General features: G+C 64.0%; 10 protein-coding genes. 8 read left to right on the top strand and 2 right to left on the bottom strand.

What is annotated here, in order from left to right; all coding sequences use genetic code 11:
* Positions 1-36 precede the first annotated feature (36 nt).
* From LA343_RS11360 to tsaD, 5 genes are all read left to right on the top strand, one after another.
* A complete protein-coding gene (locus tag LA343_RS11360; protein ID WP_052337585.1) occupies positions 37-1,803 on the top strand; it encodes a bifunctional alanine racemase/tRNA (adenosine(37)-N6)-threonylcarbamoyltransferase complex ATPase subunit type 1 TsaE in 1,767 nt (588 codons plus the stop codon).
* A 359-nt stretch (positions 1,804-2,162) separates the two neighbouring features.
* Positions 2,163-3,881 carry a carbon starvation CstA family protein gene (locus tag LA343_RS11355; RefSeq protein WP_025403453.1) on the top strand — a complete coding sequence of 573 codons (1,719 nt, stop codon included), beginning with the start codon at positions 2,163-2,165 and terminating at the stop codon, positions 3,879-3,881.
* A gap of 46 nt (positions 3,882-3,927) precedes the next feature.
* On the top strand, positions 3,928-4,242 hold the full coding sequence (locus LA343_RS11815) for a cory-CC-star protein (RefSeq protein WP_310648491.1): 315 nt from the start codon (positions 3,928-3,930) through the stop codon (positions 4,240-4,242).
* Complete coding sequence (locus tag LA343_RS11345) at positions 4,233-5,249, top strand: ArsA family ATPase (protein WP_025403451.1); 1,017 nt, start codon at positions 4,233-4,235, stop codon at positions 5,247-5,249. Before LA343_RS11815 ends, LA343_RS11345 begins: the two co-directional genes overlap by 10 nt.
* Positions 5,250-5,302: 53 nt before the next feature.
* The gene (tsaD, locus tag LA343_RS11340; protein WP_025403450.1) at positions 5,303-7,741 is read left to right on the top strand and encodes a tRNA (adenosine(37)-N6)-threonylcarbamoyltransferase complex transferase subunit TsaD; all 2,439 of its coding nucleotides are present in this window, start codon (positions 5,303-5,305) and stop codon (positions 7,739-7,741) included.
* Positions 7,742-7,753: 12 nt separating this feature from the next.
* Here the strand turns inward: tsaD and LA343_RS11335 are convergent, their stop codons facing one another.
* A complete protein-coding gene (locus tag LA343_RS11335; RefSeq protein ID WP_025403449.1) occupies positions 7,754-8,299 on the bottom strand; it encodes a DUF6985 domain-containing protein in 546 nt (181 codons plus the stop codon).
* Positions 8,300-8,443: 144 nt separating this feature from the next.
* Between LA343_RS11335 and LA343_RS11330 the strand changes: the two genes are divergently transcribed.
* The 3 genes from LA343_RS11330 to groL all read left to right on the top strand — a co-directional run bounded on the left by LA343_RS11330 (position 8,444) and on the right by groL (position 10,970).
* Positions 8,444-8,872 (top strand): hypothetical protein, encoded by a 429-nt coding sequence (locus tag LA343_RS11330; protein ID WP_025403448.1) that lies wholly within the window; start codon positions 8,444-8,446, stop codon positions 8,870-8,872.
* 172 nt (positions 8,873-9,044) lie between these two features.
* On the top strand, positions 9,045-9,344 hold the full coding sequence (groES, locus tag LA343_RS11325; RefSeq protein ID WP_013889160.1) for a co-chaperone GroES: 300 nt from the start codon (positions 9,045-9,047) through the stop codon (positions 9,342-9,344).
* 12 nt (positions 9,345-9,356) lie between these two features.
* Entirely contained in the window at positions 9,357-10,970 is a 1,614-nt protein-coding gene (gene groL / locus LA343_RS11320; RefSeq protein WP_025403447.1) for a chaperonin GroEL, read from the top strand.
* Positions 10,971-11,129: 159 nt separating this feature from the next.
* On the opposite strand, the gene LA343_RS11315 is transcribed toward groL, so the two are convergent.
* The gene (locus tag LA343_RS11315; protein WP_025403446.1) at positions 11,130-11,435 is read right to left on the bottom strand and encodes a WhiB family transcriptional regulator; all 306 of its coding nucleotides are present in this window, start codon (positions 11,433-11,435) and stop codon (positions 11,130-11,132) included.
* Between the last annotated feature and the right edge of the window lie 551 nt (positions 11,436-11,986).

Below are 11,986 nucleotides of genomic sequence, written 5' to 3'. Positions count from 1 at the left end.
ACCCCTACTCCTGTGCCGGAAAGCTCGTGAACATCCTTGGATAGCGAAATCCACTTGGCGGAACTCGTGGTCGATCTGGGCGCCATCGCCCACAATGTGCAAGAACTCGTGGCAGCCGCCACGCCTGCCGAGGTCATGGCGGTGGTCAAGGCCGATGGTTACAACCACGGCCTCCGCGAGGTCGTCGATACCGTCATCGCCGCAGGCGCCACCCACCTCGGTGTGGCCACGGTGGGGGAGGCCCTCGCCGTCCGCGCCGCCGGTGGCGCAGGTGCCACCGCGCCGGTGACCGCCTGGATGTGGTTCCCCGGGGAGGATCTTTCTGCAGCTCTAGCCCAGAACATCACCATCGGCATCCCGTCGCTGGCTCACGCTGAGTCGCTCATCGAGCAGGCAGGTTCCGGTGCCGGGCCCGTGCCGGCCACCCTCATGGTGGATACTGGTCTGTCGCGCTCCGGAGTGAGCCCGGCCGAGTGGGAAAGCACCGTGGAACTGCTGGCGCAGCACACCGACCTCGTGGACGTGCGCGGCCTCATGAGCCACCTGGCCACCGCGGATACTCCCAACGCCGATCCCGCCACCGACATGCAGGCGCAGCGTTTCCACCGCGCCATCGAATTCTGCCGCGCCCGTGGCCTGGACGTCCCTTGTAACCACCTTGCCAACACGCCCGCTACGTTGACCCGACCGGATACCCACCACGAGATGGTGCGTCCGGGCGTCGGGATCTATGGTGTGGATCCGGTCGAGCCGAAGGCGGGGGCAACGTTTCGCCCAGCGATGACCTTCCGAGCGCGAGTGATTACCACGCGCGTGGTCGCTGCGGGTGAGGCCGTGAGCTACGGCCACACGTGGCGTGCCGAGGTCGATACGCGCACCGCCGTGGTGGCGGTGGGGTACGCCGACGGCATCCCGCGGTCCGCCTCCGGACGCTTCGAGGTGTCGATCAACGGGCGGCGCTACCCGCAGATCGGGCGCGTGTGCATGGACCAGGTCGTGGTTAGCCTCGGCCCGGTCAGCGAGAATCCCACCGAATCCCCCGTCCGCCCCGGCGATTGGGCCATCATCTTCGGCCAAGACGGCCCCAGTGTGGACGAGTTCGCCGCCGCAGCGGGCACCATCGCCTACGAAATCCTCACCCTCCCGCGCGGTCCGCGGGTGAAGCGCCGCTTTCTTCAGTTCGACGCCACAACCCACCCCCAACCCCACAACGCTGCGGTAACTCCAGCGCCCGCTGCCTTGGATCTGTCGCAGGACTCTGGCTCGGCGGTGGCGCCTGATGCCGATGCCATGCGGGATCTCGGCCGCCAAGTGGGCGAACAACTGCTGAACCAGGAAACGGCTGGCGGTGCGGCGGGCACCGTGGTGGTGTTGACCGGCCCGCTGGGGGCGGGCAAGACCACCCTGACGCAGGGCATCGCTCAAGGCCTGGGGGTGCGGGGGCGCGTGCAGTCTCCGACCTTCACGATTGTGCGGACCCACAAGGGGACCGAGGGCAGGCCAGGGATGCTGCACATGGATGCCTACCGCCTGCTGGGTGCCGATGTGCAGGAGGGCATCGCCCCGGGTGAGCAGATGGACCGGAACGTGGTGCTCGATGCGCTGGAATCGCTGGATCTCGATGCGGATCTGGATTCGCACGTGGTGGTCGCCGAGTGGGGCCGTGGCGTGGTGGAGTTCCTCAGCGATTCGGTCCTAGACGTGAGCATTGAGCGTGCCGAATCGGAGGACTCTGAGGAACGCGTGGTGGCGTGGTCGTGGATTTCTCGGCGCCCGCATGAGCCCGCACAGGATGGCAAATAGGCGCTCTGAGCTGAGTGTTTACCGGGATTTGTTGAGGCGCTTGCGTGGAGTTCAAAAAATTTTTCACAACCAGTTGAAATGACCCTCAGCTTTTGTTTAAGATAGTAGGCGGAATACCGTGAGGGGTGTTTCAGCAAGACGCTGGCAACATGGGTCTGATCAACCCGCCAGTCGAAAAGGCCTCTGGGATGTTTACTGCGAGAGCATCCTAGAGGCTTCTTGTGTGTCTGGGGTACGTACGGCTTGGTGGCGCTGGGGAGCCAGCCAGTGAAGGTGCAGGGTAAAGGTCACTGGGATTGTGCAATGTGATCTAATGCACATTAGAAGTTTCGAACTCCCGCCTGTCCCACGGAGGCCCCATGAACTCCCTAACCCTCGCCATCATCGGCGTTGGCCTCATGGTCGCCGGATACTTCCTGTATTCGCGCTATCTGAGCCAACGCATCTTCAAGCTGAAGCAAGAGTTTCCCACGCCCGCCCACACGATGGAGGACGGCGTAGACTTCGTCCCCACCAACCGCCTAGTGCTGTGGGGCCATCACTTCACCTCGGTGGCCGGCGCCGCGCCGATCGTCGGACCGGCCATCGCCGTGATCTGGGGTTGGCTCCCCGCATTCCTGTGGGTGACGATCGGCACGATCTTCATCGCGGGTATGCACGACATGGGCGCACTGTGGGCGTCTGTGCGCAACAAGGGGCAGTCGATCGGCATCCTCTCCGGAAAGTACATCGGCAAGCACGGCCGCAACCTCTTCCTCGTGATCATCTTCCTGCTGTTGCTCATGGTCAATGCGGCCTTCGCCGTGGTGATCTCGAAGCTTCTTGTCTCCACCCCCTCGGCAGTTATCCCCACGTGGGGTGCGGTGGTCGTGGCGGTTCTGATCGGTCAGGCCATCTACAAGTTGAAGTGGAACCTGCCGCTGGTCTCGGTGGTGGGTGTTGTGGTGCTCTACGGCCTCATGGTGTTGGGCGACAAGTTCCCCGTGGTGCTGCCGGACTCGATCCTCGGGCTGAGCCCCAACGCCTTCTGGATCGTGGCGCTGTTCGCCTACGCAGGCATCGCCTCCCTGCTTCCCGTGTGGGTGCTGCTACAGCCCCGCGACTACATCAACGGCCTCCAGCTCTTCGTGGGCTTGATCATCCTCTACGGTTCCGTCCTGGTCTCGATGCCCACGGTCGTGGCTCCCGCGGTCAACGACATGTTGCCGGAGAAGACCCCATCCCTGGTTCCGCTGTTGTTCGTCACCATCGCGTGCGGCGCTATCTCCGGTTTCCACGGGATGGTGGCCACTGGTACGTCGTCGAAACAGCTGGATAAGGAACCGAATGCTCGTTTCGTGGGCTACTTCGGCGCCGTCGGCGAGGGGTTGCTGGCCCTGGGTGCCATCATCGCGACCACCGCCGGCTATCAGACCGTCGCACAGTGGCGCGAGATCTACTCGGAGTTCGGCCAGGGCGGCGTCAAGGCATTTGTCGACGGTGGCAGCAGCATCATGCAGGCGGGTCTGGGCATCCCGACCGGGCTGTCCGCGACGATCCTCGCCACGATGGCGGTGCTGTTCGCCGCCACCACGATGGATACCGGCGTGCGCCTGCAGCGCATCGTTGTCCAGGAGATCGGCGATGTCATCGGTGTGAAAATCTCTGCGGGTGTGGCTACCATCATCGTGCTGGCCGTTGCGCTGGGACTGACGTTCTCCGCAGGCGCGGACGGCTCCGGTGGCATGATCATCTGGCCGCTGTTCGGCACCACGAACCAGCTCATGGCCGCACTCACGCTGTCCATCATCTGCATCATCCTGGCCCGCCTGCGCCGCAACTTCTGGCCGCTGCTCATCCCGCTGGCCTTCGTGCTGGTCATGTCCGTGTGGGCGCTCGTGGTGCAGATGAAGGGATTCCTGGACACGGGCAATTGGCTGCTGCTGGTTCTGGACGTCATCATCCTCGTCGCCGCCATCTGGGTCACCATCGAAGCCGCGATGGCCTTGAAGCGCGCGAAGGACGAACCAGCCACGACGGATGCCGAATTCGATGAGGAATCCGTGCCCGCCGACTACCGCACCACGACGTCGGTCTGACGTCGGTTGAAGGTCGCGCTATCCCGCCATGCCCACCATGCCTATCATGCCCAATCCCACCGACAAGCCCCGCCCCACACCCCGCCCCACGCTGTGGTCCACCATCCGCTCCACGTTCCACGACGTGAGCGCCGGGCTCAGCGAGTTCTACCACGCCCCTTACCGCCGAACCATGGCCAAGGCTGCCCGCGATGAGGAGGATCTGTTTATGCTCATCATCGCCGGCGAGGCCCTCGGGGTACCGAACCCTGCTTCGTACTACACCCTGGAACTGCTGCCGCTGATGTACGAGCGATTCCACGACTGGCACCGCCGGATGGGCATGGAGCATTCCCCGATTGATGGGATCGCGTGTTGTTAGCGTCCGCAGCCCAGACCCCCGTCATGTTCTTCGGCGGCAAAGGAGGGGTTGGCAAGACGACCACTGCCGCCGCCACCGCCGTGGCCCTCGCCACCCACCCGCTGGCGGACAGGGGCCGCCGGGTCCTGCTGATCTCCACCGATCCCGCACACAATGTCGGGCACGTCCTCCACGCCGAGGTCGGCAACCAGATCACCACCGTTCCTCACGGTTCTGGAAGTGCCACGATCGACGCCCTAGAGATCAACCCGGACCAGGTGGCCAGCGAACACTTCGACGACATGGCCGATGTGATGCAGCGGATGCTCCCCGCCATCCAGGCCCGGCGCATCAAGCAGCACATCGCCATGGCCGCCACATCCCCCGGCGCGCACGAGGCAGCGTTGCTCGAACGCCTGGCCCGGGTGGTGCTCGAGGCCGTCGAAAAGTACGACCACGTGATCGTCGATACCGCCCCCTCTGGGCACACCTCCCGGCTGCTGGACCTTCCCACCCAGCTCACCCAGTGGATGGACGCCCTGCTAGGCCAGCGCGACCGCGCCGAGCGGTTCACGGACGCCGCCGAGCACCTCGACCACCGCGCCCGTTCTCAGTCTTCTTCCCGGCCTTCTTCCCGGCCTTCTTCCCGCAACCAGCGCATTCGCCAGATCATCACCGCCCGCCGCGACGTTTTCCAGCGTTTCGCCGCCCTGCTGACCGATCCCGAACGCTGCCAGTTCTTCCTGGTTCTCGCCCCGGAACGCATGCCGGTGCTGGAGACCATTGAACTGGCCCGCCAGCTCGGCACCACCGGTGTGCATGTGGGCGGTTGCGTGGTCAATCGCTGCTCGCCGACCGATGCTGGTGAGTTCTTGGCCGCCCGGGCACAGATGGAGCGGCAGTTCCTCGACCAGCTCCGCGCCGGGTTGCCGCAGGCCCCGGTATGGACAATCCCGTTGCTGCCCGGCGACGTCACGGGGCCACGGGCGCTGTGGGGCGTCGCCGAATATCTTGCGCGTGAGCCCTAAAGCCCCGCCCCACACTTCGTGGCACATGCTTGCCGGGGGTTATGGTTAAAGGCATGTTGCTGCTCACTGTGGATACGTCGACCTCCTATGTTGTCGCTGGTCTCGTTCGCCTTTCTTCTTCCGACGCCACCATGGATCTTCTCGCCTCGGTCGTCCACGATGAGCCGCGCGGGCACATGGAACTACTGACGCCCTCGATCATGCAGTGCTTGGCAGACGCTGGGCTGACAACGGGTGACGTGGATGCTGTCATCGTGGGGGAGGGGCCGGGGCCCTTCACCGGATTGCGTGTGGGCATGGCCACTGGTGCGGCGTTTGGACAGGCGCTGGGTATCCCCGTGCACGGGGTGCCGAGCTTGGCGGCGATCGCGGCGACGGTTCGGCGCGAGCACCCCGAGGCTATTGCTGAGCTGGGAGCGGGTGCTGAGCTCACGGTCATCACCGACGCGCGGCGCCGGGAGTGGTACCACGCGACCTACAGCTGGAGCGAGGGTGGCACGCTGCGCACGGTTAGTGATCCGGCGGTGAGTGCCCCAGCGGATGTTGATCTTGGGTCTGGGCACAGCGCGGCCGGTGGTGCCCGAGGCGTGGCCGCGGCGAAGGCGGTGGCCCCTGCCGTAGCCTCTGCTGGGGCCCTGCTCAGCGAGGACGCCTGGCCGAGCCCGCTGGGACTCGCGGACGCGGCCCTGTCTCTCGTGGGAAATGCAGCAGCGTTGCGCCAGCCGGGCGCGCCGTTGCGGGCACTGTACCTGCGGCGGCCCGATGCCGTGGAGCCGAAGAAGAAGGAGCGCCCGGCCGCGGTGGATTACTCTCGAGCGGAGCTGAAACCCGCCACGGAGGGAGGCGAGGGTACCCCGGCCGTCGTGCGGCTCGATGCCTCGGCAGCCCCCCGCCTGGCGGAGATCGAAGCTGTGCTGTTCGAAGGCGACTCCCCGTGGCCGGTCAACGGATTTATCTACGAGCTCACCCGCGACAACACCATCTACCTGGGGCTGGTGGATGATAACGGGCAGATCTTGGGATACGCTGGGCTGGCGCGCAACGGTGCCCCAGATGATCCGGAATGGGAGATCCACACCGTGGGCATCACCCCGGAACATCACGGAAAGGGGTGGGCACACCTGCTCATTCGGCCGCTCATGGAGGAAGTCGATCGCGTGGGTGGCCCGGTATTCCTCGAGGTGCGCACGGATAATGACCCGGCCATTGGCCTCTACACCACCTACGGCTTTGAGGTGACGGGGACGCGCAAGGGCTACTACCAGCCCTCCGGCGCGGATGCGTTCACCATGATGCGCGCCGACCGGCAGAGTATCGTGGGTGCTGAGAATACTGTTGAAAGCGCCGCTGGGGAACACCCCCGGCAGGATGGCTCCACCCTGGTCATGGGTGTGGAAAGCTCCTGCGATGAGACAGGTGTGGGCGTGGTTGAACTCCGCGCGGACGGTTCGGTGCGGACCATCGCCAACGCCGTGGCCAGCAGCATGGACCAGCACGCCCGGTTCGGCGGCGTGGTGCCGGAGATTGCCTCCCGCGCCCACCTGGAGGCAATGGGCCCCACGATGGATGCGGCTCTGGAGCAGATGCGCGAGGCGGGCGTTGGTGGCCGCCCCGACGCAGTGGCCGCAACGGTGGGGCCAGGCTTGGCGGGTGCGCTGCTCGTTGGCGCTGCCGCGGCGAAGGCCTACGCTGCTGCGTGGGGTGTGCCGTTCTATGGCGTTAATCACCTCGGCGGCCACGTCGCGGTGGAGTCGCTGGGCGAGAAGGGAGCGAAGGAGTCAGATACGGGCATGGATAACGCCATCGCCCTGCTGGTCTCCGGCGGCCACACCCAAATCCTCCACGTCCAGGGCCTCGGCAAGCCCATGACGGAACTCGGCAGCACGCTCGACGACGCTGCGGGCGAAGCCTACGACAAAGTCGCGCGCCTCCTCGGGCTCGGCTACCCGGGCGGGCCGGTCATCGACAAGCTCGCCGCCCAGGGTGATAGCTCAGCCATCGCCTTCCCCCGCGGCATGATGCGACAGCAAGACTCCCGCTACGACTTCAGCTTCTCCGGCCTCAAGACAGCCGTGGCGCGATACGTGGAGCAGGCGGGCAAAGACGGCGCACACGACGGCGCACACGATGGCACCGCCCGCATCCCCATCGAGGACGTCTGCGCTAGCTTCCAGGAGGCAGTGGTCGATGTGCTCACCGCCAAGGCCCTGCGCGCGTGCGAGGACACCGGCGCAAAGGTGCTGCTCCTCGGCGGCGGGGTGGCGGCCAACCGCCGACTGCGGGAACTCGCCGCCGAGCGGTGCGCTGCCGCTGGGGTGGAGCTGCGCATCCCCGATGTGGCGTTGTGCACGGACAACGGTGTGATGATCGCGGCGCTCACGGCGCAGCTCATTGCCGATGGCGCCCAGCCCAGCGGACTCGGTGTGGCTACCGATCCTGGCCTGGAGGTGGAGACCCCGCTGGTGGCGTCGAACGAAAAGAAGCCAAACTAGGAAAGAGCGAGCTTAAACGAAGTACACGCCCGTTCCATCCGGGTGCGGCTCGGCAGAATCGTAGGGCAGAGTGAGGCCATCGAAGGGGCCCAACTTGCTGATGCGGGCGCCGTCTTCAAACACGAGCAGCAGACCGTGCTCTTCTTCCCACTCGACCTCACCTTCGAGAGTGACGAAGAGGGTGGAGGATTCCTTGTTGTAGTGCACGGACGGCTCGGAATCGTCAATCGTGGCGTAATCCCACACCACGGATGCGGACGGGATCTCGGGAATGTAGTCCTCGTCCGGATCGAGATCCTGCTCCACATCCTTGAAGTAAGCGAATAGGTCTGGGGCCACGATATCGAGGACCGGCTGGGACGCATCGCGGAAATTATTGATGCATCGGGCCAAGTCCTCCGGGGTGATGTCCCCAGCGTCCAGAGCCTCGATGACGTTGTCCTCGATCGTGAACGGCGTATCCGAACCGAGGAAGACGACCGACAGGGGCTCGGTGACGTAGTCGCCGTTGTCGGTGGGGCGCGCGGTGCCAACGTTGGGGATGGTGATCTCAGTCATGGGACACAGGATACACAGACTGGGGTTGCACGACGGGGCGGTTGACGAAGGTGGGGCAAAGTTGCGCTGCGCGTTCGTGGTGGGGGTGGCAAGATGATGTGCGATCTGTAACTACACTCATTCACTTTTCAAGAGGAGTTTTTCATGCCCCGCAGCATGCTCGTTACCCCGGATCTTCGTACCGAAGAGATGGACGTTGATCTGTCCGACGCCCCCATGGTGCTGGGCGGAAACGAACACGACCGCCTTCATGTCGCGTTCGTCGATAGCGGAATGACCGTCGCCGCGTTGTATTCCTCCGACGCCAAAAAGGTCGAGGACCCCGAGCCCAACCCGTTGGCATCCATGGGGCGCAAGGAAGCGGAGACGGGGGATTCGCGCTTCCTGTCCGATCCCACCCGCGCGATCTTGGGACCCGTGCTGTTCGTGGGTGAAGAGGGCGAGGACCTCACGGATGAGGAAATCGAGTCCATCTACAAGGGCATTCGTGCTGTGGAGAACTACAAGAACGACTACGAGGAAGAGTTCACGCTGTGGCGTGACGCGGTCATTAACCTGACCAAGGGGCTGTAGGGGGCTGTAGAGCCCGCGTTGGCCCGGTGTTTGGCTCCGTGTTGTTGAGCGTTAGCACTTGCAGGGGTAGAGTGCTAGGAGGTTGTTTGACTCACAGTTGTTCACCCGCGACGACGGCTGTTAGCGGCAAAACCAACCAGTACAACAGTGAAAACACGGAAGGTATCTAATCGTGGCTAACGTCAACATCAAGCCGTTGGAGGATCGAGTCCTCGTCCAGATCGTCGAGGCAGAGACCACCACCGCATCAGGCCTGGTCATCCCAGACTCCGCTAAGGAAAAGCCCCAAGAGGCTACCGTGATCGCTGTCGGCCCCGGCCGTTGGGCAGACGACGATGACCGCATCCCCATGGACGTCAAGGAAGGCGACACCGTGGTGTTCTCCAAGTACGGCGGCACCGAGCTGAAGTACAACGGCGAAGAGTACCTGCTGCTCAGCCAGCGCGACATCCTCGCCGTCATCGAAAAGTAAGCGGGGAGCTCTATGTCAAAACTCATCGCATTTGATCAAGAGGCCCGCGAGGGTCTGCAGAAGGGCGTGGATGCCCTGGCTGACGCGGTGAAGGTGACCCTGGGCCCACGCGGACGCAACGTAGTTCTCGACAAGGCCTTCGGTGGCCCGACCGTGACCAACGATGGCGTGACCATCGCCCGCGACATCGACCTCGAGGACCCCTTCGAGAACCTGGGCGCGCAGCTGGTGAAGTCCGTGGCCATCAAGACCAACGACATCGCTGGCGACGGCACCACCACCGCCACCCTGCTGGCACAGGCTCTCATCAGTGAGGGATTGCGCACCGTTGCGGCTGGCGCCAATCCGATCGCTGTGAACCGCGGCATCCAGATCGGCACGGAGAAGGTCGTGGAGCTGCTGGCCGACCTGGCGCAGCCCGTGGCCGATACCGCTGCGATCTCCAACGTGGCGACCGTGTCCTCCCGCGATAAGAAGATCGGCGACATGGTTGCCGACGCCTTCGACAAGGTGGGCAAGGATGGCGTGGTGACCGTCGAGGAATCCCAGTCCATCGAGGACGAGTCCATCGTCACCGAGGGCGTGTCCTTCGACAAGGGCTACCTTTCTCCGTACTTCGTCACCGATCAGGAGACCGGCCACGCTGTGCTGGACGACGCACTGGTGCTGCTGGTGCGCGAGAAGATCTCCTCCCTGCCCGACTTCCTGCCGCTGCTGGAGCAGATTGCTAACTCCGGCAAGCAGGTACTCATCGTGGCTGAGGATGTGGAAGGCGAGCCGCTGCAGATGCTCGTGCTCAACGCCATCCGCAAGTCCCTCAAGGTCGTTGCCGTGAAGGCACCGTACTTCGGTGATCGCCGCAAGGCTTTCATGGACGACCTGGCTATCGTGACCGGCGGAACGGTCATCGACAAGGAGCTGGGTCAGAACCTCTCCGAGGCCACCCTGGACCAGCTGGGTTCTGCCCGCCGCATCACGGTGACCAAGGACGAAACGGTGATCGTGGACGGTGCCGGCACGGCCGAGGCCGTTGAGGAGCGCCGTCAGCAGATCCGCGCCGACATCGAGCGCACCGATTCCAACTGGGACCGCGAAAAGCTGGAGGAGCGCTTGGCTAAGCTCTCCGGCGGCGTGGCCGTGATCCGTGCCGGTGGCGCCACCGAGACCGAGGTTAACGAGCGCAAGCTGCGCATCGAGGATGCGATCAACGCTGCCCGCGCAGCCGCCCAGGAAGGCGTGATCGCCGGTGGCGGTTCCGTGCTGGTGCAGATCGCTGAAGAGGTGGAGAAGCTCGAGGCCGAGCACGATGGAGACGAGGCCATTGGCCTGCGCTCCCTGGCTCGTGCTCTTCGCCGCCCGACGTTCTGGATTGCCGACAATGCTGGTCTGGACGGTGCCGTTGTGGTTGCCCGCACGGCTGAGATGGATAACGGCTCCGGTTTCAACGCGGCAACCCTGGAATACGGAAACCTGCTGGATGAGGGCATCATCGACCCGGTGAAGGTCACTCACTCCGCAGTGATCAACGCAACGTCCGTGGCTCGGATGGTTCTGACCACCGAGACCGCCGTCGTCGATAAGCCGGAAAAGCCCGCTCCGGCAGCGGCTGGGCATCACCACCACTAAGAGTCATGGCTTGAGTGCCATGCCTCGTGGGGGCGCCTAGAGCGCAAGGAACCCCGAGATTTCGAATGCGAGATCTCGGGGTCTTTCGTTCGTGCGAGGAGGAGTGAGGGGGGCGGCAAGCAGTGGTGCGGCGCGGACTGACGCGCTCTGATGTAGTGTCTAGCCAGCGACGCGGCGGCCGCGGTTACGGGAGGTGGGGCGCAGGATGATGTCGCGCTCGGATTCGCTGAGGCCTCCCCAGATGCCGTAGGGCTCGGCAACCTCGAGGGCGTGTGCACGGCATTGCTCCATCACGGGGCAGCGACGGCAGATCGCCTTCGCGCGCTGTTCACGGTTGGAGCGGGCGCGGCCTCGCTCGCCATCCGGGTGGAAAAAGACCGAGGAATCAACGCCACGGCAGGAGCCATGAAGCTGCCATTCCCATTTCGATGCTGCAGGACCGGGAAGCTGGCTGGGCTGAGGCATGTAAATGGTTCTCCTTGAACGAAACGCACAACAAGTGACAGGTAAGAGGGTTCCGGTTGGAAGTGAACGGCAGGTAAAGAGCCGGTGCCCCCTGGGTGTACCGCATGGTTTTGCTGCAGAGAAGGAAACGTGGAAGAGTGCCCTGGCCTGCTAGGACTCGAAGAGTTTGAACGTTAGGTTAATTCATTTCAGGAGTGGGCATCCTGCCCCCAAAGAGGGCTACAGGGCAGTATGGTCACCTATATTTTTCGCAAAATGGCAATGCGACCTCGGGGTGGGGCGCTGGCCGTATACGAGCCGTGTGAGCTGGCGGAGATTGGCTCTGCAACAGTCTCTGACCTTGGTGTGAATAGCGTGTGCGCCGGGAGCGTGGTGTGGATAGCGAGGCCCATTGTGGCGATCGAGAAGATGGTGGCCCACGATGAACTGTTCGAATTTTCCCCGATTTTCCTTCGCAACGGACCCTCGAAGTATGTGGATGTCTCTATGGCCGTTAAAATGATTGCCTACAGTAAAACTGGTCAGAACGTAGACTGCGTACATGTTGTCCT

Source organism: Corynebacterium falsenii (genome assembly GCF_020099275.1).
Taxonomy (GTDB): domain Bacteria; phylum Actinomycetota; class Actinomycetes; order Mycobacteriales; family Mycobacteriaceae; genus Corynebacterium; species Corynebacterium falsenii.
The sequence above is the reverse complement of the archived record's forward strand: the minus strand, read 5'-3'. Positions and strand labels throughout refer to the sequence as shown.